This is a genomic window from Martinezella sp. CNPSo 3732 (assembly GCF_057784515.1).
This window is the reverse complement of record NZ_JBXSOO010000022.1, coordinates 36,522-58,604: the sequence shown is the minus strand read 5'-3', so window position 1 is coordinate 58,604 and position 22,083 is coordinate 36,522. Positions and strand designations below refer to the sequence as shown.

The 22,083-nt window shown below is 61.0% G+C and carries 23 protein-coding genes and 1 tRNA gene; 14 read left to right on the top strand and 10 right to left on the bottom strand.

All coding sequences use genetic code 11. The features are described 5' to 3' along the window. Positions 1-27: 27 nt before the first annotated feature. Positions 28-1,086 (bottom strand): LacI family DNA-binding transcriptional regulator, encoded by a 1,059-nt coding sequence (locus AC13RM_RS26865; protein WP_488555861.1) that lies wholly within the window; start codon positions 1,084-1,086, stop codon positions 28-30. 154 nt (positions 1,087-1,240) lie between these two features. Between AC13RM_RS26865 and AC13RM_RS26860 the strand changes: the two genes are divergently transcribed. Continuing rightward, positions 1,241-1,525 (top strand): hypothetical protein, encoded by a 285-nt coding sequence (locus tag AC13RM_RS26860; protein WP_440478469.1) that lies wholly within the window; start codon positions 1,241-1,243, stop codon positions 1,523-1,525. A 31-nt stretch (positions 1,526-1,556) separates the two neighbouring features. On the opposite strand, the gene AC13RM_RS26855 is transcribed toward AC13RM_RS26860, so the two are convergent. The 4 genes from AC13RM_RS26855 to AC13RM_RS26840 form a co-directional block, all read right to left on the bottom strand. After that, a complete protein-coding gene (locus tag AC13RM_RS26855; protein WP_440478470.1) occupies positions 1,557-2,285 on the bottom strand; it encodes an SDR family NAD(P)-dependent oxidoreductase in 729 nt (242 codons plus the stop codon). Then, the gene (locus AC13RM_RS26850) at positions 2,282-3,403 is read right to left on the bottom strand and encodes an alkene reductase (RefSeq protein ID WP_440478471.1); all 1,122 of its coding nucleotides are present in this window, start codon (positions 3,401-3,403) and stop codon (positions 2,282-2,284) included. Before AC13RM_RS26850 ends, AC13RM_RS26855 begins: the two co-directional genes overlap by 4 nt. A gap of 136 nt (positions 3,404-3,539) precedes the next feature. Beyond that, on the bottom strand, positions 3,540-4,346 hold the full coding sequence (locus AC13RM_RS26845; protein ID WP_374823879.1) for an alpha/beta fold hydrolase: 807 nt from the start codon (positions 4,344-4,346) through the stop codon (positions 3,540-3,542). 83 nt (positions 4,347-4,429) lie between these two features. Further along, positions 4,430-5,311, bottom strand: coding sequence for a LysR family transcriptional regulator (locus AC13RM_RS26840; protein ID WP_374823876.1), 882 nt, complete (start codon positions 5,309-5,311; stop codon positions 4,430-4,432). A 98-nt stretch (positions 5,312-5,409) separates the two neighbouring features. Between AC13RM_RS26840 and AC13RM_RS26835 the strand changes: the two genes are divergently transcribed. The 4 genes from AC13RM_RS26835 (at position 5,410) to AC13RM_RS26820 (ending at position 8,210) form a co-directional block, all read left to right on the top strand. Continuing rightward, entirely contained in the window at positions 5,410-6,159 is a 750-nt protein-coding gene (locus AC13RM_RS26835; RefSeq protein WP_374823873.1) for a sulfite exporter TauE/SafE family protein, read from the top strand. 48 nt (positions 6,160-6,207) lie between these two features. Further along, positions 6,208-6,813 (top strand): isochorismatase family protein, encoded by a 606-nt coding sequence (locus AC13RM_RS26830; RefSeq protein ID WP_374823870.1) that lies wholly within the window; start codon positions 6,208-6,210, stop codon positions 6,811-6,813. A 69-nt stretch (positions 6,814-6,882) separates the two neighbouring features. Beyond that, on the top strand, positions 6,883-7,332 hold the full coding sequence (locus AC13RM_RS26825) for an Rrf2 family transcriptional regulator (protein ID WP_374823867.1): 450 nt from the start codon (positions 6,883-6,885) through the stop codon (positions 7,330-7,332). Continuing rightward, a complete protein-coding gene (locus AC13RM_RS26820) occupies positions 7,329-8,210 on the top strand; it encodes an NAD(P)/FAD-dependent oxidoreductase (protein ID WP_374823864.1) in 882 nt (293 codons plus the stop codon). Before AC13RM_RS26825 ends, AC13RM_RS26820 begins: the two co-directional genes overlap by 4 nt. 42 nt (positions 8,211-8,252) lie before the next feature. Here AC13RM_RS26820 and AC13RM_RS26815 read toward each other — a convergent pair whose 3' ends face one another. Next, the gene (locus tag AC13RM_RS26815; protein ID WP_374823861.1) at positions 8,253-8,705 is read right to left on the bottom strand and encodes a winged helix-turn-helix transcriptional regulator; all 453 of its coding nucleotides are present in this window, start codon (positions 8,703-8,705) and stop codon (positions 8,253-8,255) included. A 109-nt stretch (positions 8,706-8,814) separates the two neighbouring features. Here AC13RM_RS26815 and AC13RM_RS26810 point away from each other — a divergent pair, with 109 nt between their 5' ends. Next, the gene (locus AC13RM_RS26810; RefSeq protein WP_488555860.1) at positions 8,815-10,125 is read left to right on the top strand and encodes an MFS transporter; all 1,311 of its coding nucleotides are present in this window, start codon (positions 8,815-8,817) and stop codon (positions 10,123-10,125) included. On the opposite strand, the gene AC13RM_RS26805 is transcribed toward AC13RM_RS26810, so the two are convergent. Then, positions 10,122-11,006, bottom strand: coding sequence for a LysR family transcriptional regulator (locus AC13RM_RS26805; RefSeq protein ID WP_488555884.1), 885 nt, complete (start codon positions 11,004-11,006; stop codon positions 10,122-10,124). The two genes, AC13RM_RS26810 and AC13RM_RS26805, sit on opposite strands and share 4 nt — an antisense overlap. Before the next feature lie 127 nt (positions 11,007-11,133). Between AC13RM_RS26805 and attM the strand changes: the two genes are divergently transcribed. Then, the gene (gene attM, locus AC13RM_RS26800) at positions 11,134-11,925 is read left to right on the top strand and encodes an AttM family quorum-quenching N-acyl homoserine lactonase (RefSeq protein ID WP_374823855.1); all 792 of its coding nucleotides are present in this window, start codon (positions 11,134-11,136) and stop codon (positions 11,923-11,925) included. Positions 11,926-12,024: 99 nt separating this feature from the next. Here the strand turns inward: attM and AC13RM_RS26795 are convergent, their stop codons facing one another. After that, complete coding sequence (locus tag AC13RM_RS26795) at positions 12,025-12,858, bottom strand: helix-turn-helix transcriptional regulator (protein ID WP_374823852.1); 834 nt, start codon at positions 12,856-12,858, stop codon at positions 12,025-12,027. Between the two features lie 93 nt (positions 12,859-12,951). On the opposite strand from AC13RM_RS26795, the gene AC13RM_RS26790 reads away from it, so the two are divergent. Beyond that, positions 12,952-13,848: an SDR family oxidoreductase gene (locus tag AC13RM_RS26790; protein WP_488555859.1), complete on the top strand. Its 897-nt coding sequence runs from the start codon at positions 12,952-12,954 to the stop codon at positions 13,846-13,848. Positions 13,849-13,970: 122 nt separating this feature from the next. On the opposite strand, the gene AC13RM_RS26785 is transcribed toward AC13RM_RS26790, so the two are convergent. Further along, entirely contained in the window at positions 13,971-14,597 is a 627-nt protein-coding gene (locus AC13RM_RS26785) for a TetR/AcrR family transcriptional regulator (protein WP_374823846.1), read from the bottom strand. 221 nt (positions 14,598-14,818) lie between these two features. Here AC13RM_RS26785 and AC13RM_RS26780 point away from each other — a divergent pair, with 221 nt between their 5' ends. After that, a complete protein-coding gene (locus tag AC13RM_RS26780; protein WP_374823843.1) occupies positions 14,819-16,348 on the top strand; it encodes an FAD-dependent monooxygenase in 1,530 nt (509 codons plus the stop codon). A gap of 43 nt (positions 16,349-16,391) precedes the next feature. On the opposite strand, the gene AC13RM_RS26775 is transcribed toward AC13RM_RS26780, so the two are convergent. Beyond that, positions 16,392-16,481 (bottom strand) — tRNA-Ser (locus AC13RM_RS26775). 232 nt (positions 16,482-16,713) lie between these two features. Between AC13RM_RS26775 and AC13RM_RS26770 the strand changes: the two genes are divergently transcribed. The 5 genes from AC13RM_RS26770 (at position 16,714) to AC13RM_RS26750 (ending at position 22,082) form a co-directional block, all read left to right on the top strand. Next, positions 16,714-17,031 (top strand): hypothetical protein, encoded by a 318-nt coding sequence (locus tag AC13RM_RS26770; RefSeq protein ID WP_174178887.1) that lies wholly within the window; start codon positions 16,714-16,716, stop codon positions 17,029-17,031. Positions 17,032-17,401: 370 nt separating this feature from the next. Then, positions 17,402-18,397 carry a BMP family lipoprotein gene (locus AC13RM_RS26765; protein WP_113230221.1) on the top strand — a complete coding sequence of 332 codons (996 nt, stop codon included), beginning with the start codon at positions 17,402-17,404 and terminating at the stop codon, positions 18,395-18,397. A gap of 80 nt (positions 18,398-18,477) precedes the next feature. Then, positions 18,478-19,989: an ABC transporter ATP-binding protein gene (locus tag AC13RM_RS26760; RefSeq protein ID WP_374823838.1), complete on the top strand. Its 1,512-nt coding sequence runs from the start codon at positions 18,478-18,480 to the stop codon at positions 19,987-19,989. A 7-nt stretch (positions 19,990-19,996) separates the two neighbouring features. Further along, a complete protein-coding gene (locus AC13RM_RS26755; protein WP_113230219.1) occupies positions 19,997-21,100 on the top strand; it encodes an ABC transporter permease in 1,104 nt (367 codons plus the stop codon). Positions 21,101-21,110: 10 nt separating this feature from the next. Continuing rightward, on the top strand, positions 21,111-22,082 hold the full coding sequence (locus AC13RM_RS26750; protein WP_285175871.1) for an ABC transporter permease: 972 nt from the start codon (positions 21,111-21,113) through the stop codon (positions 22,080-22,082). Position 22,083: the final 1 nt, after the last annotated feature.

Sequence of the window (22,083 nt, the reverse complement as noted above, 5' to 3'; positions counted from 1 at the left end):
AATCTGAAGGCTTCGTTTGCCTTGGGATCACGGCTTTGGCGCCGCCGTGGTGCCACGCACGATCAGGCTAACGCCGATCATCTCGCGCTCAGCCGGTACGGCATCGTGAAGAACGGCCTGCACCGCACGTTCCGCGATCTCGGCAAAGGGCTGGGCCATCGTTGTCAGGCCGGGCTCCACCATGCCGCCTTCCGGTACGCCGTCGAAGCCGATGACGGAGACGTCTTGCGGCACCGAGAGGCCTCGCGCCCGTAGCCAGTTGATCGCCAGCAACGCGATATTGTCCGACATGGCGAGGATCGCCGTCGGCGGTTCCGGCGCGGAAAACAGGTAGTCGAGCCCGGCTTCGACGCTTGGCTTGTCATTAAGCGTCTCAAAGATAGGCACGTTTTCGCGCCCAATTCCGCACGCTTCGAGCGCCTGCCAATAGCCGAGTGCGCGATCGCGCGAGGTGGAATACATCGCCCGTCCGATCCCGGCGACGCTGACCGGCCCGACATTGTCGTCCGAAAGTTCTGTTGCGAGCACGCCGAAACGCCTGTGGCCCAATTCCGCCAGATGCCGCGCCGCAACGGCCGCGCCTCCCACGTTGTCGACGCTGATCGAGGGAATCGACGCATCCTCGTCATTCAAGGCGAGAGCGACGAAGGGCAATTGCCGCTCGCGTGTCAACTGAACCAGTTTCTCGCCGCCTTCCACGCAGAGCAGGATGAAGCCGTCGACCAGCGCGCTCTTGATATTCCAGTCGAGCTTGTGCCGATCCTTGGCCGAGACCAGAGCGAGACCCGTGCCGCTGGCATCGCAGACCTGGGACACGGCGGCCAGGAGCGCTCTGGCCCAGGGGTCGTTGAAGAAATAGGAAAGCGGCTCGACGACGGCGACGCCGATGGCATTGACCTTTCCGGCCCGCAGCAGCCGGCCCGTCAGGCTCGGCCCGGCATAGCCAAGCCGCTTGGCCGTCTCGAGCACATGCTCGCGCACCTCTTCACGCACCACTTCCGGCCGGCTGAAAACATTGGAAGCGGTTCCCTGCGATACGCCCGCCGCCTTGGCGACATCCGCGAGCCTGATGGTGCCCTTGGCCAATCAAATCCTCCATATGTTTCCGGCGGATACTAGCAATGAAGTTGTATCGGTTCAATTCTGCTTGACAGCAGATTTTCGAAGCGTACGATTGAACCGATTCAAGAAACCAATGCGAGTCAATATTGAATCGATTCAAAAATGAAAGACGAAGCCCATGACGACCAATTACCTATTCAAGGATCTCTATGATGAACGATGGGGTGATCCCTGTAATCCGAATGCCGTCGATCCGCCTTCAGAACACAAGGATGAGGCTGACAAACAGAGTGTGCTGAGCCGGCTGGCGCAGCTTTTCCGCCGGAAGCGGCCGTCGGCGTGGTCCTTCACCATACCGAGCGAGACATCAGACGAGGACGGCGAAGCCGAGATCCGGCATCGCACCGGCTTCGGGGACCCGAAATTCCTCGCGATCGCCAAGGCCCTGTCGCGGAATTGCTAGAGCAACGCCACGAGTTGCTCCAACGCCGGCCTCAGAAGTTTTCCTTGTAGGGGCGCAGATCGAGCTCCTGCGTCCAGGCCGAAGGATGCTGACGGTGGATATGCCAGTAGCTCTCGGCAATGGCGTCGATGTTCAGCAGCCCATCGGCATCCACATCCGGCCGGCGCGAGCGCAGCCGTTCACCGTCAATGCCGCCGTCGATGATGGTGTGAGCCACATGCAGACCGAGAGGCCCAAATTCACGCGCCATGCTCTGGCTGATCATTCGAAGGCCCGCCTTGGCGGCGGCGAATTGCGCAAAGCCCGCCTTACCGCGCAAGCTTGCGGAAGCGCCGGTGAAAATCACCGTGCCACGGCCGAGCGGGGCGAGATGACGCGCCGCCTCGCGGCCGACCAGGAAGCCGCCGAAACAGCAGATGCGCCAGAATTCTTCGAACTGGGTGGCCGTCAGATCGCGAAAGCCGATCTGACGGTTGATGCCCGCGTTGAAAACGACGAGATCGGGCGGAGCGATGTCGTCCCGAGCGGTAAAGGCGTGCTCGAATAGCCGGATGACCGCAGCTTCATCCGTCGCATCCGTTTCGATCGCCTCGGCACTGCCGCCGGCTGCCTGGATGGCAGCCGCCACCTGATCGATCTTTACTGCCGTCCGGCCGGCAATGACGACATGATAGCCCTTGTCAGAGAGAAGTCGGCAGAGCGCTGCCCCCAGACCCTGCTCGGCACCTACGCCGACAATAATTGCGCTTGGCGTGCTCATTCGGCGGCCTCCCTGGCATCGAGCGTCGGATAGTCGGTATAACCCTCGGCACCGCCACCATAGAAGGTTGGGCGATGATAGGGATTAAGGGGAGCACCGAGACGAATGCGCTCCGGCAGATCGGGATTGGCGATGAACAGGCGACCGAAGGCGATAGCATCGGCATGGCCGGCGGCAAGTGCGGCCTCAGCAGTATCCGGCTGGAAATTGCCGGCGGCGATCAGCGTGCCGGACCAGGCGGGCCGGAACAATTCCGCAGCCGAGGGCACGTTCTTGTGGTCGACTTCAGCTTGGCCGGCACCGCTGGCGCGCGGCTCGATCAGATGCAGATAGGCGAGGTTCAGCCGGTCCAGCTCACGAATGACATGGCCGTAGAGGCGCAAGGGATCGTCCTCGCCGCTGTCATTGGCGACGCCGAAGGGTGAGAGACGGACACCGACCCTATCCGACCCCCAGACTTCGGAAACCGCCTCGACCACCTCGAGCAGCAGCCGCGTGCGGTTCTCGATCGAGCCGCCATATTGGTCGGTGCGCTGGTTGGTGCGCGCCTGCAGGAACTGCTCGATCAGGTAGCCATTGGCGCCATGGATCTCGACGCCGTCGAAGCCGGCTTGCTTGGCATTCGCGGCGGCCTGAGCATAGACGTCGATCAAAAGCGGTATCAGGTCGATATCGATCGCCTGCGGTGTCTCGAAGGGCACGCGCTCGAAGGAGGCTGTGAAGGCCTGTCCCTTGGCGGCAATGGCGGAAGGGGCGATCGGTGGAGCTCCATCAGGCTGATGCGAGGAATGTGAGATGCGGCCGACATGCCAGAGCTGCAGGAAGATCTTGCCGCCCTTGCAATGAACCGCATCCGTCACCGCCTTCCAGCCGGCGATCTGCTCGGCCGTATGGATGCCCGGCGTGGCCGGCATGCCCTGTCCGGCGCGGGAAATCTGAGAACCTTCGGAAATGATAAGGCCACCCTCGCTGGCTCGCTGGGCATAATATTCGGCGTTCAGTGCCGAAGGCACATTGCCCGGCTGGCTCGCCCGCATGCGGGTCAGCGGCGCCATGACGATGCGATGCGCAAATTCATAAGGACCAATGGAAAGCGGCGAAAACAAAGTGGCTGTCATAAAATTCTCCTGCCTGGAGCCAAAATTGCTCCCCGGGGCGGAAGGGCCTGTCAGCGGCGATTCGGTCTCGGGAGTTCGAATAAGATGATGATCATCATTTATTCCAACGATCGGACATGCGCAACTGAATCTGATCTCAGGCGGCAATCCGAGCGAGGAAGGCGAGCAGAGCGGCATTGAACTGCGCCGGCCGCTGCAGAGGTGCGAAATGGCTGACGCCGGGCAGAAAGATCAGCTTCGCGCCGGGAATGTGCCGTACGAGATAATCGGCATGCTCCCGCTTGATGAACTCATCGTGCTCGCTGTGCACGATGGCAATAGGCACATCGATCTCGGCGAGATCGGCGATGGTGTAGTTCGGCTCGGTCCGCTGCATCAGGCCGACAGCCTCGACGAAGGCATCGAACTTGTCCGGCGTGGCGGAGAGGGCAGCGTAATCCTTCGTATGGCGGGAGAAGCAGCGCTCGATAATCGGCGTCGCCACGAATTCCTTCGTGCCGCTCGGATCCATGTTACAGGCAAAGAAAAAGACGCCGGAAACGCGCTCCGGATGAGTTTTTCCGAGTACCATGCCGATGCAGGCGCCGTCGCTCCAGCCGGCCATGGCGGCCTTTTCGATCTTCAGCCTGTCCATGACGGCGAGAACGTCGGATGCCATGAGCTCATACGTGTATGGTCGCTCGTCACGTGTGCTGCGGCCATGGCCACGGCTGTCGATGACGATAACCTGATGGCCTGCGTCGATCAGCGCCGGCACCTGATAGCCCCAATTGCCGCTGTTTCCGAGCCCGCCATGCAGAAGCATCACCGGTGCGCCGCTGCCATAGGAGGCATACCAGATACGCGCACCATCATGATCGACATGGCCTTCCACCTCGGTTTGCGGCAGGGGCGCGGCCCCTTCGGCTTCGAAGCGGTGAAGCTCATCGTCGTGAAATTCCATTCCCACCTCCCATTGCGCCGTCTCCTCCCGACAGCCATGCGGGAGACTAGTCGATCCCAACGCGTTTTTTCAACAGGCAGTGATCATATCGTTGCCAGATGCTCGAAAAGATCGCGCGCCGGCGACGGAAGCTCTTCGAGGGAGCGTGCGCAGATCGAAAGCCGGCGCGTCGCCCATGGGTCGGTGAGGCGAAGGACTGCAATTCTTGCGGATCGGCTGCAGCGCCGCGCCGCCGTTTCCGGCACGATGCCGAGGCCGATGCCACGGCCTGCCATTTCGCAAATGCTTTCGAATGTCCGCATCCGCGCCCGCATCTTCAGCCGAGTGCCGAGCCGGGCGGCCTGCGCGTCGATGTGATCCTGCAGTGCCCCGCCGGCAAGTCCGATGAAATGCTCATGCAGGATTTCCGTGAAGCTGGTCTGCTTTGATGCTGCAAGCGCATGATCGCTAGATATCACCACCACCAGCCGGTCGATCGCGAAGGGCCGCAATATCAGGCCGGAGGTATCGGCCGTGTCCGAAAGGATGCCGATCTCGGCCAGTCCGGCTGACAGTGCTCGGGCAATCTCGATGCTTTGGCGCTCCTTGAGATCGATGTCGGTTCGCGGGTTTCTGGCCATCCATTCGGCGAGGCGAGGCGGCAGATATTCGGCGATCGCCGCGGTGTTGGCGAGAAGCCGAATGGTTGCGCGCAGGCCGCTTGCATGTTCCCCAAGCTCGCCGCGCATCTGTGTCAGTTGCCGCTGGATCAGCCGGGCATGATGCGCCAGCGCTTCGCCGGCGGGGGTCGGGCTCACACCGCGCCGCCCGCGCTCCAGCAGCTTTACGCCGCCATTCACCTCCATATCGCGCAGCCGCTCGCTGGCGGCCGGCAGCGAAAGCCCGACATCGGCAGCCCCATGCGTGATGCTGCCGGCATCGACGACGGCGAGGAACAGGCGAAGGTCGGTCAGGTCAAAGCGCATGGACTGAAGAGTACCGCATCTCCAGCCTTCGGAAAAGCCGAAGGCTGGCTTCGCATCATCCGCATTGTGCCGGTCTTTGTCTCTGCTACTGAAAAGGCATGATGGATCATTCGATATGGCTTATTGCGGCAATCTTTGCGACCTTCTTCGTCGCCGGCACGGTCAAGGGCGTCACCGGCATGGGGCTGCCGACCGTGGCGATGGGCGTGCTGGGCGCGCTGATCTCGCCACTGGCGGCAGCGAGCCTGCTGATCGTGCCCTCTTTCGTCACCAATGTCTGGCAGCTGCTGGCAGGTCCGAATTTTGGCACGCTTGCCCGCCGCTTCTTCCTCCTGGTTATCGCCATAATTGTCGGAACCTTCGCCGGCTCATATTTGTTGGCTGCCGGCGATACCCGCAGGACCACGGCGGCGCTGGGTCTTGCCCTCATCCTCTATGCCGGCCATGCTTTGCTCGCTCGTCAACTGCATGTGCCCGCAAGATTCGAGCCGCTGCTATCGCCGCTCGTCGGCGCGGTCACCGGCTTGCTCACGGGCGCGACCGGCGTCTTCGTCGTGCCGGCGGTGCCTTATCTGCAGTCACTTGGACTGGAGAAGGAGGAGCTGATCCAAGCGCTCGGCCTCTCCTTCACTGTCTCCACCGTGGCATTGGCCGCTGCGCTCGCCTGGCATGGCGCCTTCCGCATCGACAATCTGGCGCTCTCTACTCTGGCGATCGTCCCGGCGCTTGCCGGCATGTGGGCCGGCCAGGTCATCCGCAACCGCGTCGGCCCGATGGCCTTCCGCTGCTGGTTTCTGATCTGCCTTCTGGCGCTTGGCGCCGAGATGGTGATGAAGGCCTCTTTCTAAGGCAGTCTTGCCGGGCTGCCCGGTGCGCACCCATATGGAGTTTGTTTCATGGCAGGATCTGAAGGATTGATGGAAGAAGAGCAGCGAGAGATTTCCGATAACAATCCATTGGCCGATGCCCTGCTGGTCGTTGATGTCCAGAATGCCTTCCTACAAGATCCAGGCGCGGTTCCCGATCATGCCATGTTGAGGTCGGCGGTGGAGATCCTGCTGAACAAGGCGCGGTCGGAATGGGCCCCTGTGATTTTCCTGCAGAATGATGGTCCGGCGGGCGCGCTGGATGAGCCGTTTCAGCCGGGATGGAAACTCCATTTTCCACCACTATCAGGCGAGGTAGTTATCAGGAAAACGGAGGATGACGGCTTCGACGGCACCGATCTCGACGCCATTCTCACAGCCTTCGGCGTGAAGGATCTGGTAATGTGCGGCGTGCTCTCGGAAATGTGCGTTGCCGCGACGGCGCGAGCGGCGCTTGAGCGCGGCTATGGCGTGCTGCTGCCGCATGATGCCCATGCCACCTATGATGTTCCGGCCGGGCCAGGCTCGCAGGGCGTGCCTGCCGCCATGGCAGCGCGGGCCGCGGAATGGTCGCTCGGCGACGAGATCGGGATCTTCGCCTCTGCACGCGAGGTTCGTTTCAAAGAGCGAGCTTAGCCGCAGCCTTCGGCTCATAAATGCAAGCCATCCTTGAATATCGCTTCGAATCGTAATAATCGAAGTTACATGAAACACGATAGCCGACTTTCCTCCGTCCTTCACGCCTTGCTGCATATGGCCGAGCAGGATGGGCCATTGACCTCCGAAACCCTGGCGCAATGCATGAATACCAATCCGGTCGTCGTGCGCCGCACCATGGGCCTATTGCGCGAGGTGGGCATCGTCCATTCCGCCAAGGGGCACACCGGCGGTTGGACGATCGCGGCCGATCTCAAAAGCGTCACGCTGCGCCAGCTGCATGAGGCACTCGGCGAACCGGCCGTCTTTGCCATCGGCAATCGCAACGAGACGCCGGAATGCTTGGTCGAGCAATCGGTCAATTCCGTCCTCGATGATGCTTTTGCCGAAGCCGAGGCCTTGCTGCTCAAGCGCTTCGAAAATGTCACCCTTGCCGATCTCGCAGCCGAATTTGCGCGACGTCATGCGCAATGGCGCTCAGAAAGGACCCTGTCATGACCCATGACGTCATCGTCGTCGGGGGCAGTTATGCCGGCATGGCGGCCGCCCTTCAGCTTCTCCGCGCTCGCCGCACAGTGTTGATCATCGATGCGGACAAGCGCCGCAATCGTTTCGCCGAGGAATCTCACGGCTTTCTCGGCCAGGACGGCGTCAACCCCGGCGAGATCGCCCGCAAGGCGCGTGAACAGCTTTCCGCTTATCCGACGCTGTCCTGGATCGAGGGCACGGCCGAAAAGGCCGAGGGCGAGAAGGATGCATTTGTCGTCACCACCGCTGACGGCGCGCGCCATGGCGGCCGGCGCCTTCTCTTCGCGACCGGCGTTTCCGACAGCTTGCCCGAGATCGAGGGACTGGGCGAACGTTGGGGCAAAAGCATCTTCCATTGCCCTTATTGTCATGGCTACGAGCTCGATCGGGGCCGTATCGGCTGCATCGCTACCGGTCCGATGTCGGTGCATCAGGCGCAATTGCTGCCGGAATGGGGCGAGGTGACGCTCTTCCTCAACGGCAGCTTTGTTCCGGATGAGGCGCAGCGTGCCGATCTCGCCACCCGCGGTGTAACGATCGAAGAGGCACCGATCACAAAGCTCGAAGGAAAGGCCGATGTGCGGCTTGCCGATGGGCGCCTGCTGCCGTTTGCCGGCCTCTTCACCGCGACGCGCGTGTCGCCCTCGAGCCCGATCGCCGAGCGGCTCGGCTGCGCAATCGAAGAAACGCCGTTCGGCACCCAAATCCAGACTGACGCCATGAAGGAAACCACCGTGCCGGGCGCCTTTGCCTGTGGTGATGCCGCCCGTATCCCGCATTCAGTGTCGCTCGCCGTCGGCGACGGCGCCTGGGCTGGCGCGCAGCTGCATCGCTCGCTGGTGTTTTAGTCCTGGTTTTGGAGGTCTCGGCCCTCCAACGGGCGTCCCTATCTATTCCCCCTCCGGCACCTTCACGATAACCGTCTCGTCCGGGCCGATGGCACGCCCGTCCTGCGCCCGGATGTCGAGCTGCACCGGCTGACCCGTGGCGCGATCCACCAGCACCGAATGCTCTTCCGCCGGCGCAAAGAGATGGCGCTCGCCGAATTGGCGCAGCGCCACCATGACCGGGAAGAGATCCTTTCCCATCGCAGTCAGGTGATATTCCATGCGCGGGCCTCCTTCGCTTGTCGGCACAAGCTCCAGGATGCCGCTCGCGACGAGCGTGCGCAGGCGCTCGGTGAGAATATTCTTGGCAATGCCGAGGCTCTTTTGGAACTCGCCAAAGCGCGTCAGCCCGTCGAAGGCGTCGCGCACGATCAGGAGCGACCACCAGTCGCCGATCACGTCGAGCGAACGCGCGCTCGGGCAATAGTCACCCTTCAGGCTTTTCCGCGCGACCATCGCCTTAGCCTTTCCGGTCTTTTGTCTGCAGAAATGGTTGCATGATTAAACCAATAATGTTACTCGGTCGATGGTTTCATTATTAAACCGAAGAATCGGGAGTTTTGCAATGACGATCGATCAGGACGCGCCGCCGGCCGGCAGCGCGAAGGACATTCTGCGCCCTCATCCCTCGCGCGAGAGTTCGTTTAAGAGCGCCAAATACTCCGGAGAGGCCAATTCGCCGCTGGCACGGGCGACGATTTTCCTCTTTGCCGTCGCGAGTGGCCTCGCTGTCGCTAATGCCTATTTCGCCCATCCGCTTCTCGATGTCATGGCCGATGATCTCAAGCTGTCGCGCACGGTTGCCGGCCTGATCGTCGGTGCGACGCAACTCGGCTATGGGCTCGGCCTGATCCTGCTGGTGCCGCTCGGCGATCTGGCCGATCGGCGCAAGCTCATCATCGCGCAGTCGCTGCTGAGTGTGGCGGCACTTGTCTTCGTCGGCTTCTCGTCCAGTGCGGCGATGCTGCTCGCCTCCATGGCCGCGGTCGGCTTTCTGGCGGTGGTCACACAGGCGCTCGTTGCCTATGCGGCGAGCCTGGCGTATCCCGCCGAGCGCGGCCATATCGTCGGCATGGTCACGAGCGGCATCGTCCTCGGCATCCTGCTGGCGCGCAGCATCGCGGGCACGCTGACCGATCTCTCCGGCTGGCGGACCGTCTACATTGTCTCGGCCGCGCTGACGCTGGTGATCGCGCTTCTCCTTTGGCGCGCGCTGCCGCGGCAGGGAAGGCCAAAGAGTGATCTGTCCTATTTCGGTCTCATCCGCTCGCTCGGCACTTTGCTCGTGGAAGAACCTGTCCTGCGCATCCGCGGGATCATCGCCATGCTGATCTTCGCCAATATCACCACGCTGCTCGCGCCGCTCGTGCTGCCGCTGACCGCCCCGCCTTACTCGCTGTCCCACACCGAGGTCGGCCTGTTCGGCCTTGCCGGCGCGGCGGGGGCACTCGGCGCCATCAGGGCAGGGCGCTGGGCCGACCGTGGTCATGGCCAGCGTACCACCGGGATCGCACTTGCCCTGATGTTGTTTGCCTGGCTACCGATCTCCATGCTGCATCGCTCGATCCTATGGCTGATCATCGGCGTCCTCGTCATCGATTTCGGCCTGCAGGCAACGCACGTCACCAATCAGGGCATGATCTATCGTGTCAGGTCGGACGCGCAGAACAGGCTGACCGCCGCCTATATGATCTTCTACTCCATCGGCAGCGCCGTGGGATCATCGACATCGACGATCATCTATGCTCATGCGGGCTGGAGCGGGGTCTGCATCTCCGGTACCGCCATAAGCCTCGCAACGCTGCTCTTCTGGGCAATCACCTTGCGGGCGACGCCTGAGGTGGCGACGCAGAGCGTCGACCGGAAAAATAGCTAGCTTTCCGGTGGGGAAGCCGTGCCCAGCTGCTCTTCCAGCAATGAGAGCACCACCCGAATCCGCGGTGGAATCGGTCTAACCGCGGGATAGAGCGCATGCAGGTCAAATCCCGGCACGGTGAATTTGGGCAGCAGGCGGATCAGATTGCCATTGGCACGATCCTCCGCGCAGACCGGCTCCTGCAGGATACCTATGCCGGCTCCATCCAGCAGCAGGCGGTGCAACGGCCGCCAATGACTGGTGCTGACGGCGATGTCGACGGTGGCAAGTTCCGTCTGTTCGTTCGGATCGATCAACGGAATCTGGCCGTTGTTGAAGAGGCCGGAAACCCGCAGGAAGGGGTGGTCGGCAAGATCATTGGGCTCTGTTGGCGTCCCATGCTTATCGAGATAGTCTGGCGATGCCACGAGCACGCGGCCGACATGGCCGAGCTTGCGGGCAATGAAGCTGCCTTCGCTAAGATCGCCGAGACGCAGCGAGATGTCGACGCCCTCCGTCACGGGATCGACGATCCTGTCGTTGAGGATCAGCTCGATTTTGAGCAGCGGATGACGCTTGCGCATCTGCAGCAGGATCGACGGCAAAATGACCTCGCCGACTCCATGCGGTGCTGCGATCCTCAGCGTGCCACGGAGCGACTGATCACCATCCATGACGGTCAGCGCATCGTCGGCGCTCTCGAGAACTTGCTTGCTGCGCTCGTAGAAGGCGGCGCCGACATCAGTCACGAAAAGCTTGCGGGTGTTTCTGAGCAATAGCCGCGCACCGAGATATTGCTCCAGCCGATCAATCCGCTCGCTGACAGCAGGCTGCCCCATGCCAAGATCACGGGCCGCGGCCGACATGCTGCCCCTTTCCACGACTCTGACATAGACGCGCATCGCAACCAACAAATCCATGCGCGCCAATATATCGGCTTATCCGATAAATGTAAGTGCATGATGCCGTCTAGTGGGGGAGCGTTCGATCGCCGAAAACGGCGCTCAAACATCAACCACAGGTCAGCTCATGAGCGATATCAGGCTTTATATGTTTCAATCGGGCACGCAGCGCTGCAAGGCCCACGACATCAGGATGAACCAGGGTGGCGATGCCGATTGCGAAATCCCGGTTCCATGGTTTCTGCTGACGCATCCGAAGGGCAATGTCATCATCGATGGCGGGCTGGCGGCAGAAGGTCTCTCCGATCCGCGCGGCTATTGGGGCGATGTCGTCGACAGCTATCAGCCTGTGATGACGGAGGCGCAAGGATGCCTAGCTCAATTGGCGAAGCTCGGCCTATCCAGTGAAGAGATAGGCTTCGTCGTGCTGTCCCACCTGCATTCCGACCATAGCGGCGCTATCGGCCGTTTCCCGAACGCGACCCATATCGTCCAGCGCAGCGAATATCACTATGCCTTTGCGCCGGACTGGTTCGCTGCCGGCGCCTATGTTCGCCGTGATTTCGATCGTCCCGGCTTGAAATGGCATTTCATGGAGGGCGCCGCCACCGATGGCTACGATCTCTACGGCGACGGCGTGCTGCGGATGATCTTCACGCCGGGTCACAGCGTCGGCCACCAATCCTTCCTGGTGCAGTTGCCGAATGCGGGCGCAATATTATTGGCCGTCGATGCCGCCTATACGCTCGATCATTGGAACGAAAAGGCGCTTCCCGGCTTCATGGCGTCCGCCGTCGACACGGTGCGCTCCGTCGGCAAACTGCGGATGCTTGCCGAACAGACCGATGCAATGGTGATCACGGGGCATGATCTCGAGACATGGCCTCGGTTGAAGCAGGCTCCGAACTATTACGATTGAAGGCGCGGTCGGCTTCGCCGTGAAGGGCAGCCATGTTGGATGGCGTCGGGCATCCGTGGAACGACAAGCGTGCGCATGCTTGCACCAAACATCTTCGCGCTAGAGTTTTGGCAGGAGCGATCTGATCCGCTCGGCATCGTCAGGCGTTGCCGGATTGTAGACTATCATGCTGAGATCCGTCCGTCCGTCGACCGAAAAGGCCGAATACTCGAATGCCAGCGGGCCGAGGACGGGATGGCGTATATGTTTGACGGCTTCGGTATGGGTGCCGGGAACGTCATTTTCGCGCCACATGGCCCTGAATTCCGGACTGATGCGGCAAAGTTCCGCCACGAAAGGCTCTATCTCGCTCGATGCGCCTGCGCGCGCCGCATCGACACGGAATGCGCCCAGGGCGAAACGGGCTACGCTTTCCCAATCATATTGCACGGCGCGCGCACGCGGATCGAGAAAGATATAGCGCAGAATGTTGCGTTCTTCCGGCGGCAGCGATTCGTAATCGATCAGCATCACGGGCGCCGCCTGGTTCCAGGCGATGACGTCCCAGGTGGCGGTCCGGATAATGGCGGGGCTTGGCTCCAGCGCATCGAGCACGCGCTGCAGCCGCGGCGTCACGCCATCATTCTTGCGGTAGCGCGCCTCGGGCGGCCGACCGAGGCCGAGCAGAAACAGATGCTCGCGCTCCACTTCCGTCAGCATCAATGCACGGGCAATTCGGTCGAGCACGTCGGCCGAGGGCGCTCCGCCGCGCCCCTGCTCCAGCCATGTGTACCAGGTCGGGCTGATATTGGCGCGTTGCGCCACCTCCTCACGCCGCAGTCCCGGCGTTCGACGTCTTTCCCCGCCAAAGCCGAGGGCGGATGGATCAAGCTTCGCTCGCCGGTCGCGTAGATAGGCGCCGAGCAGGTTTTCCGTTTCGATGAGGTCGGTCATCCTGTTAATGTCTTTACTATGATAAACTCACTACTTTACCAGAATAACCGATAAGGCCAGATTTGTCTCCGACGAAATAAGGAGACTGTACTTATGCGTGTATTCGTTACTGGTGCGACCGGAAATATCGGATCGTATGTCGTCAAGGAATTGATTGGAGCAGGTCATCAGGTGCTCGGCCTTTCCCGCTCGAAGGAGAAGGCGGCTACCCTTGCGGCCACCGGCGCCGAGGTCCTACACGGCACCATCGAAGATTCGGACATTTTGAAAAGCGGCGCCTCACAATCGGATGGCGTCATCCATCTTGCCTTCAATCATGACTTCTCAAGATTCGTCCAGAATTGCGAGGATGACCGCCGGGTCATCGCAACACTGGCCTCGGCGCTCGCCGGTTCCGCCCGTCCGCTGGTCATTACGTCGGGCACGCCGATCGCCAACACGGTGCCGGGCGAGCCCGCCAAGGAAGACAACCCTATCGCCGGTTCCGACAGGCACCCCCGGGCGGCCACCGAGGAAGCGGGGATATTGGCGAGCGAAATCGGCGTCAATGTCTCGGTCGTGCGCCTCCCGCAGGTGCATGATCCCGTCAGCCAGGGACTTATTACGCCCTTGATCCAGATATTCCGGGAAAAGGGTGTTTGCGCCTATGTCGGAGATGGGCTCAGCCGCTGGCCGGCGGCGCATTTTACCGATGTCGGCCGTCTTTACCGCCTCGTCGTCGAGCGCGCCGAACCGAATGCTAGATATCACGCGGCCGCCGAGGAAGGCGTGCCGATGCGCAATATCGTCGAGACGATCGGCCGCCGCCTGAACCTGCCCGTCAAATCCATCACCAAGGAAGAGGCGCAGGATTATTTCGGCTGGCTCGCTCTGTTTGCCCGCCACGACATGCCGGCCTCAAGCGCCAAGACCCGACAGAAGCTCGGTTGGGAACCCAACGGCCCGACGCTGCTTCAGGATCTTGCAGAGCTGCAGGTTTCCGCGGCGTGATGCCGGTGCCATGGGCCACGATCCACAGATGGTCGATGATCTGACTAACCACGCATTCGAAAGCCCGGCCGCTCCCTCGACCGGGTTTCATCTTTCAGGCTGCGATCCGGAAAGCTCCGGAGTCAGACATACGGCGTCCCGGCAAGAGCGGCGTCGACACCGGCAAAGCCGCGCTCCATGATGCCTAGCAGAGCTGCTTGAGGATCTCCTTTTTTCCGAAAGACGCGCAGTGCCTCGCCATAGGCGGTCACCAGTGTCGCCATCAGCATTGCGCCGGCAAGATGTGCATCGGCATCGAAGCGCGGCCGCCCCGCCGCGTCGGACAGCATTGCCGACAGATCGTCGGCAATGGTCACCTGCAGCCCACGCGCATGCGCCGTCAGCGTCGGGCTTTCCGCCACCATGTGCCAGAACGCGATAGGCCGGTCCGTGATCCTGAAGAGGGGATGCTGTGTCTCCAGCAGTTCACGCATCAGCACCTGGAAAGCGAGGACCGGCGGCGCTCGGCCGCGATCGGCAATCGCCTTGCGCACCAGTTCCCGCACCTCATCCTCGCGATCGAAAACCAGATCCTCCTTGCGGCGGAAGTAGTTGAACACCGTCTTCCTGGCGACCTCCGCTTCGTCAGCGATGTCGGCGACGGAAACCTTGTCGAAGCCATGTTCGACGAAGAGGCGCGTGGCGACGTCGGAGATCGCCTGACGCGTCATCTCCTTCTTGCGGTCCCGCAGTTTGATTCGGTTTGACATGAAGATATTTATACCATAAGTAAATTTATACCGAGTGTAAAAATCGTATTGCGATCACGAAAACAGTGAAATTGGCACAGGTTTTACGACTGTTCCTGTGACCGGACCGTCGCCCGCTCGAATGGAGATGGGCATTTTCCAACGACTCGCGTCGGCTGAGAGCCGCTCGAAGCCGGAATGTCTGGCGCCCTTGCGGCGCCGCTCGCTTGAGGAGTTCTGTCTTGATTTATGATGTCCTGATTGCCGGCGGCGGCCCTGTCGGCTTGTTTCTCGCCTGTGAGCTGCGTCTCGCCGGTCTCTCCGTATTGGTGCTGGAGCAGGCCGAGGATCCGCGCTCGCCCTTGAAGCGCCTTCCCTTCGGCATGCGCGGCCTTTCCTCCCCAACCATCGAAGCTTTCTATCGTCGCGGTCTGCTGGACGATGTTGCTGCGCCCAAACCTGCCAAAGACGGCTCGGGCGATCGCGCTTCATCGGCTGCGCACTGGATGCACCAGTCGCGCCACCCAGGCGGCCATTTCGCCGGCATCCACTTCTTCCATGACAATATCGATGTTTCGAAGTGGCCTTATCGCCTGCCAAGCCCGGCCGGCACTAGCATGATGGTCGAGATGGAAAGCCTCGAAACGATCCTTGCCGCTCGTGCCGGGGCGATGGGGGTCGAGATCAGGCGCGGCTTCGGTTTCGAGAGCTCCGAACAGTCGGATGAAGGTGTTGTCGTTCGGGCCGGAGGCGAGACCTTTCGCGGGCGCTGGCTCGTTGGCTGCGACGGCGGCCGCAGCACCGTTCGCAAGGCCGGCGGCTTCGAATTCGTCGGCACAGATCCTGAATTCACTGGCTATTCCGCTGAGATCGAGATGGCGGACCCGGACAAGCTTCGTCCCGGTCGCCATTACACGGCGACCGGCATGTACACTTACTCGCCGCCCGGGACGATCGCGATGGCCGACTTCGACGGAGGCGCTTTCCACCGGACCCGGCCGATCACGCTGGAGCATGTGCAGACGGTGCTGCGCCGCATCTCCGGCACCGACGTCACCGTGACGGCGCTCAAGCTTGCCACCACATGGACGGATCGGGCCTACCAAGCGACCGCTTACCGCAGGGGACGCATATTGCTTGCCGGTGATGCCGCGCACATCCATTCCCCTTTGGGTGGTCAAGGCCTCAACCTTGGTCTGGGCGACGCGACGAACCTTGGATGGAAGCTTGCCGCCACCATCCGTGGCGATGCGCCGGACGGCCTGCTCGATACCTATTCCAGCGAGCGGCATCCCATTGGAGCGCAGGTGCTTGATTGGTCGCGCGCCCAGGTCGCGCTCATGCGGCCAAGCCCGAGCTCGCGCGCCCTCGAAGCGGTCATCCGCGATCTGATCGACACGCGCGACGGAGCCACTTATTTCGCCGAACGGGTCTGGGGTGTTTCTCTCCGCTATGACCTTGGTGGCAGCCATCCGCTCATCGGCCGTAGCGCTCCCGATTTCGAGCTCGCCAATGGGACAAAGCTCGGCGATCTCCTCAGGACGGGCAAGGGCCTGCTTCTGGATTTCGATGGCAGCGCGTCGCTCAAAGCGCTTGCCGGTCGCTGGGGAAACAGGATCACTTATATCGCCAGCAACGTCAAAGATCGGCTGGGTTTGAGCGCTTTGCTCGTGCGGCCCGACGGCGTGGTGGCCTGGGTTGGTGAAGCTGAGCCCAACGCCGCGCAAGCCGTGTTGCGATGGTTCGGGACGAACCTGTCACCCATGTTTTAGGTACGCAGTGCTACCTATATCTCCGGGTCGGACAATCAGAAAATGGCGGACAAGGTGGGATTCGAACCCACGGTACGCTTTCACGCACACACGCGTTCCAGGCGTGCGCCTTAAACCACTCGGCCACCTGTCCATCTGCACTTTCGCATCCGATAAAGGAGCTATTGTGGGAACGGCGCGATATATACCGATGAATTTTCTAGGATCAACCCGAATCTGACAGTTTTTTGACTTCTGGACAAAAAACTCTGCGTCTCATCCCCATTGCGCTTATTTCGCGCTCCACTTATCTAAAGAAATGGATGAGGCGGCATAAGACCGGTCGGCCCGTCAGGGCTGAACATAGGGAGTATCCGGAGGAGTTTATGCGTTTCCTGTTGCGTTTTGCCAGCCTTGTCGCGCTGGTGGTGGCTGTTATCGCCGGCACTATCGATTCCATACAATCCGTTGCGGCTTCCGCCGTGGTCATGACCCCAATGGGGGATGCGTGGAACGATGTCAGCCCGTCGTCGCTCGCAAGCCTCCGCTCGGCGATTGCCTATTACGTTCATCCCCGCCTCTACGACATGGCGATGCAATGGCTGCTGTTTCAGCCGGCTTTCGCCGTTTTCCTGGTGATTTCCCTGTTGCTGTGGATGATCGCCTACAAGCGCCAGCCTGCAGCCGGCCGCTTCAGCGCGTGAGGGATTCGGCGCGTATCTTTCGGCCTGTGCTATTCAGGGAATTGAGAGGCGTCGGAAGGAATTGGCGGCGGTTCCATCGCAATGCGGCGAGCGGTAGAACTAGCGATCGCGGAGAGCTGACCGGCAGCTGTTCTGATCAATAAAATTGCAGTTTTGGGCCGAAATTGTTTAAAAAACGGGTCGTTTGGATGGGTTTTCACCAATTCCCACAAATCTTTACCAACTGAAAAATTTCTCGTGAATTTTTCGTGCAGCCATGCAAGGATGCGCGCCAGCTTGGCCTCGGGGGAGGCCGGCAGTTCCGCAGACTTGCCCGATCAACGGGCTTGCGGGAGGACCCAACAAGATAGAAACAATAGGGCTGCACCACATGAAAAAATCCCTTTTGACCCTTTTTGCCCTGGCTGCCATGTCGGCAACGGCGCTTGCGGCCGATATCAAGCCGGCAATCGTCTACGGAACCGGCGGCAAGTTCGACAAGTCCTTCAACGAAGCTGCCTATAACGGCGCTGAAAAGTTCAAGAAGGAAACCGGCATCGCTTACCGCGACTTCGAGCCGACGGGCGACACCCAGGGCGAACAGGCGCTGCGCAACTTTGCCAGCAAGGGCTTCAATCCGGTTATCGCTGTTTCCTTTGCCTGGACCTCTGCGCTTCAGAAGGTTGCTGCCGAATATCCGAAGACCGAATTCGTCCTGATCGACGACAGCCTTGATCTGCCGAACGTCCGCTCCGTCAAGTTCAAGGAAAACGAAGGTTCCTACCTCGCCGGCGTCATGGCTGCCCTTGCATCGAAGTCCGGTAAGATCGGTTTCGTCGGCGGCATGGACATTCCGCTGATCCGCAAGTTCGAATGCGGCTACGAGCTGGGCGCGCGCGCGACCAATCCGAAGATCGAAGTCTTCCAGAACATGACCGGCACGACCGGTGCTGCCTGGAACGACCCGGTTCGCGGCGGCGAACTCACCAAGAACCAGATCGACCAGGGCGCAGACGTTGTCTATGCGGCTGCCGGCGCGACCGGCCTCGGCGTGCTGCAGACCGCGGCCGACAACAAGAAGCTGTCGATCGGCGTCGACTCGAACCAGAACTACCTGCACCCGGGTTCCGTTCTGACCTCCGTCGTCAAGCGCGTCGACCTCGCCGTTTACAACGCCTTCAGCGACGCCAAGAACGGCAAGTTCACGCCTGGCACGCAGGAACTCGGCCTGAAGGAAGATGGCGTCGCCGTGGCCATCGACGACAACAACAAGTCGCTCGTCACTCCGGAAATCCAGGCTGCTGTCGACAAGGCCCGGACCGATATCGTCGCTGGCACCATCAAGGTTCACGACTATCTGACCGACAACGCCTGCCCGAAGAACTGATATGAAATAAGGGCGTATGACGGGACAAAAACGTCATACGCCCTTTTCTTATCCGGAAACCGGTTTCTGGAGCCCCTATAGTGAACCAAATCTCTGCCATCGAGCTCGTGGGCATCGACAAGAAGTTCGGTGCTGTCCATGCCAATAAAGATATCAACCTGACCGTCGCCAAGGGCTCGATCCACGGGATCATAGGCGAAAACGGTGCCGGGAAATCGACTCTCATGTCGATCATCTACGGATTCTATCACGCCGACAGCGGCGAAATCCGCATCAACGGCGAGCCCATCGCGATCCGCGACAGCCAGACGGCAATCGCAGCCGGCATCGGTATGGTGCACCAGCATTTTATGCTGGTCGACAATTTCACCGTCCTTGAAAACGTCATGCTGGGCGCCGAAGGTGGCGCACTTCTCGCCAAGGGGGTAGCGGCCGCACGCGCCGAGCTCAACCGGCTGGAGAAGGATTATGGCCTGGAAGTCGATCCGGATGCGTTGATCGAAGAGCTTCCCGTCGGCCAGCAGCAGCGCGTGGAAATCCTGAAGGCGATGTATCGCGGCGCGGAGATCCTCATTCTCGACGAACCCACCGGCGTCTTGACGCCGGCAGAAGCGGATAATCTCTTCCGCATCCTTCGCGTTCTTCGCGATCAGGGCAAGACGATCATTCTCATCACCCACAAACTGCGCGAGATCATGGCGATCACCGATACGGTGTCGGTCATGCGCCGCGGCGAGATGGTGGCCACCCGCAAGACGGCGGAAACCACCGTCGAGGAACTGGCAGAATTGATGGTCGGTCGCCGCGTGCTGCTGCGCGTCGAAAAGGGCGCCCCCAATCCAGGCGAAATTCTGCTCTCGGTGCGCAATCTCACCGTCAAGGATGGCCGTGGCGTCACCATGGTCGATAATGTCTCCTTCGATGTCCGTGCCGGCGAGATCGTCGGCATTGCCGGCGTTGCCGGAAATGGTCAATCGGAACTGCTGGAGGCGATCGCCGGTATCCGCAAGCCGGCTTCGGGCGAAATCCTGCTGCATGGCAAGCCGATCGGTAACGCCGATCCCGCAGCACTTCGCGACCTTGGCCTTGCCCATATTCCCGAAGACCGCCATCACATGGGTTTGGTCCTCAAGTTCGAGGAATATGAGAATTCCATGCTCGGCTATCACCGTGACCGCAAATACGGGCGCGGCGGTATGCTCGATCTCGACGCCATGCGCAAGGATGCCATCGAAAAGATCGAGAAATACGATATCCGCCCGCCGAACGCGCGGCTGAAGACCGCCAATTTCTCCGGCGGCAACCAGCAGAAGATCGTCGTCGCCCGCGAGATCGAGCGCGATCCGAAGGCGCTGCTGATCGGTCAGCCGACGCGCGGTGTCGATATCGGCGCCATCGAATTCATCCATCGCCGCATCATCGAGATGCGCGACGCCGGCAAGGCGATCCTGCTGGTGTCGGTGGAACTGGATGAAATCCGCGCGCTTTCGGACCGTATCCTCGTCATGTTCGCCGGCCACATCGTCGGTGAAAAGTCGGCTGAGGCCGGTGAACAAACACTCGGCCTGATGATGGCCGGCATTGCCGCGTGAGGCGTATATGAGCACGGCTTCCGTTCCGCTCCCCAATTGGATCACCTACGGCCTGATCCCCCTTCTCAACCTGATTGTTGCCTTCCTGATATCAGGCCTCGTCGTCTGGTTCATTGGCGAGAGCCCGCTCGATGCGCTCGTGCTGCTGCTGCAGGGCGCTCTCGGCAGCGGCGAAGGTATCGGCTTCACGCTGTATTATGCGACGAGCTTCATCTTCACCGGCCTTTCGGTCGCGGTCGCCATCCATGCCGGCCTTTTCAATATCGGCTCGGAAGGCCAGGCCTATGTCGGCGGTCTCGGCTGCGCCCTGGTGGCATTGACCCTAGACCGTTATGTGCCCTGGTATGTGACGATGCCTTTTGCCGTCATCGGTGCCGCAATCTTCGGGGCGCTCTGGGCCTTCATTCCGGCCTGGCTGCAAGCCAAGCGCGGCAGCCACGTCGTCATCACGACGATCATGTTCAATTTCATCGCATCGGCGATGATGAACTTCCTGCTGGTGCATATACTGATCGTTCCCGGCAAGATGGCCCCCGAAACCCGCACCTTTCTGGAGGGCGGTCAGCTGCCGAAGCTTGGCTGGCTGATGGATATGTTCGGCTCGACCATCGGTGCGGCACCGCTCAACGTGTCGTTCCTGATCGCGCTGGTCATGTGCTTCCTGGTGTGGGTGCTCGTCTGGCGCACCAAGCTCGGCTATGAAATGCGCACCTTGGGCCTCAGCCCCACCGCTGCGGTCTATGCCGGCATTCCCTATGCCCGCACGGTCATCATCGCAATGCTGCTTTCCGGTGGCCTTGCCGGCATGATGGCGCTTAATCCCGTCATGGGTGCATCCGCACGTCTGCAGGTGGAATTCGTGCTCGGTGCGGGCTTTGTCGGCATCGCCGTGTCGCTGATGGGCCGCAATCATCCGCTTGGCATCATCGTGGCGGCGATTCTGTTCGGCATTCTCTATCAGGGCGGCGACGCACTCTCCTTCGACATGCCGAACATCACGCGCGACATGATCGTGGTGATCCAGGGTCTCGTCATCCTGTTTGCCGGAGCTCTCGAATACATGTTCCGACCTGCGCTCGTGCGCATCTACCAGACATTCGCCAGGACGTGAGGATCGGACGATGGATTATTATGATCTTCTCATCAGCATATTGGGCTCGACGATCCGTCTGTCGATTCCGCTGATCTTCACGGCGCTGGCGGGCCTGTTTTCCGAGCGCGCGGGCATCTTCGATATCGGCCTTGAAGGCAAGATGCTGGCCTCCGCCTTCGCTGCGGCCTGCGTCGCCTCGATCAGCGGCTCACCCTGGGCCGGCCTTGGCGCAGGCATCGTCGTCTCGGTTGTTGTCGGCCTGCTGCACGGTTTTGCCTCGATCACCAATCGCGGCAATCAGATCGTTTCGGGCGTCGCGATCAACTTCCTGATGGCCGGCCTGACCATCGTTCTCGGTCAGGCCTGGTTCGGCCAGGGCGGCCGCACGCCCACTTTGCCTGCTACCGCCCGCTTTTCCGGCATTACCCTGCCGGGCGCCGATGCTATTCGCGACGTTCCGTTCATCGGACCGCTCTACGCCAATGTCATCTCGGGCAACAATATCCTGACCTATCTCGCCTTCCTGACGGTGCCGATTTCCTGGTGGATCCTTTATCGCACCCGTTTCGGTCTGCGGCTGCGTGCCGTCGGCGAAAATCCCGGCGCTGTCGATACAGCCGGCATCTCGGTCGAATGGCTGCGCTATCGCTCGCTGATAGCAGCCGGTATCCTCTGCGGCTTCTCCGGGACCTATCTCGCCATCGCCCAGTCGGCCGCCTTCATCAACAACATGTCGGCGGGTAAGGGCTATATCGCGCTGGCCGCACTGATCTTTGCCAAATGGAAGCCGGTGCCGGTCATGTTCACCTGCCTTCTCTTCGGCTTTCTCGATGCTTTCGCCAATTTCATGCAGGGCAAGGCGGTTCCGGGCATTGGCGAGGTGCCGGTACAGATTTTCCAGGCGCTGCCCTATATCCTCACCTGCATCCTGCTTGCAGGCTTTATCGGCGTCGCCAAGCCCCCGAAGGCCGGTGGCGTGCCCTATACCAAGGAGCGCTAAA

Excerpts from the sequence above, each read along its gene's own strand:
- AC13RM_RS26805 (WP_488555884.1), bottom strand. The coding sequence starts at position 11,006 with ATGCGCGTCTATGTCAGAGTCGTGGAAAGGGGCAGCATGTCGGCCGCG.
- AC13RM_RS26785 (WP_374823846.1), bottom strand. The coding sequence starts at position 14,597 with ATGTCAAACCGAATCAAACTGCGGGACCGCAAGAAGGAGATGACGCGT.
- AC13RM_RS26855 (WP_440478470.1), bottom strand. The coding sequence starts at position 2,285 with ATGAGCACGCCAAGCGCAATTATTGTCGGCGTAGGTGCCGAGCAGGGT.
- AC13RM_RS26810 (WP_488555860.1), top strand. The coding sequence starts at position 8,815 with ATGACGATCGATCAGGACGCGCCGCCGGCCGGCAGCGCGAAGGACATT.
- AC13RM_RS26830 (WP_374823870.1), top strand. The coding sequence starts at position 6,208 with ATGGCAGGATCTGAAGGATTGATGGAAGAAGAGCAGCGAGAGATTTCC.
- AC13RM_RS26790 (WP_488555859.1), top strand. The coding sequence starts at position 12,952 with ATGCGTGTATTCGTTACTGGTGCGACCGGAAATATCGGATCGTATGTC.
- AC13RM_RS26850 (WP_440478471.1), bottom strand. The coding sequence starts at position 3,403 with ATGACAGCCACTTTGTTTTCGCCGCTTTCCATTGGTCCTTATGAATTT.
- AC13RM_RS26820 (WP_374823864.1), top strand. The coding sequence starts at position 7,329 with ATGACCCATGACGTCATCGTCGTCGGGGGCAGTTATGCCGGCATGGCG.
- AC13RM_RS26815 (WP_374823861.1), bottom strand. The coding sequence starts at position 8,705 with ATGGTCGCGCGGAAAAGCCTGAAGGGTGACTATTGCCCGAGCGCGCGT.
- AC13RM_RS26840 (WP_374823876.1), bottom strand. The coding sequence starts at position 5,311 with ATGCGCTTTGACCTGACCGACCTTCGCCTGTTCCTCGCCGTCGTCGAT.
- AC13RM_RS26755 (WP_113230219.1), top strand. The coding sequence starts at position 19,997 with ATGAGCACGGCTTCCGTTCCGCTCCCCAATTGGATCACCTACGGCCTG.
- AC13RM_RS26750 (WP_285175871.1), top strand. The coding sequence starts at position 21,111 with ATGGATTATTATGATCTTCTCATCAGCATATTGGGCTCGACGATCCGT.
- AC13RM_RS26765 (WP_113230221.1), top strand. The coding sequence starts at position 17,402 with ATGAAAAAATCCCTTTTGACCCTTTTTGCCCTGGCTGCCATGTCGGCA.
- AC13RM_RS26845 (WP_374823879.1), bottom strand. The coding sequence starts at position 4,346 with ATGGAATTTCACGACGATGAGCTTCACCGCTTCGAAGCCGAAGGGGCC.
- AC13RM_RS26860 (WP_440478469.1), top strand. The coding sequence starts at position 1,241 with ATGACGACCAATTACCTATTCAAGGATCTCTATGATGAACGATGGGGT.
- AC13RM_RS26795 (WP_374823852.1), bottom strand. The coding sequence starts at position 12,858 with ATGACCGACCTCATCGAAACGGAAAACCTGCTCGGCGCCTATCTACGC.
- AC13RM_RS26835 (WP_374823873.1), top strand. The coding sequence starts at position 5,410 with ATGATGGATCATTCGATATGGCTTATTGCGGCAATCTTTGCGACCTTC.
- AC13RM_RS26770 (WP_174178887.1), top strand. The coding sequence starts at position 16,714 with ATGCGTTTCCTGTTGCGTTTTGCCAGCCTTGTCGCGCTGGTGGTGGCT.
- AC13RM_RS26825 (WP_374823867.1), top strand. The coding sequence starts at position 6,883 with ATGAAACACGATAGCCGACTTTCCTCCGTCCTTCACGCCTTGCTGCAT.
- attM (WP_374823855.1), top strand. The coding sequence starts at position 11,134 with ATGAGCGATATCAGGCTTTATATGTTTCAATCGGGCACGCAGCGCTGC.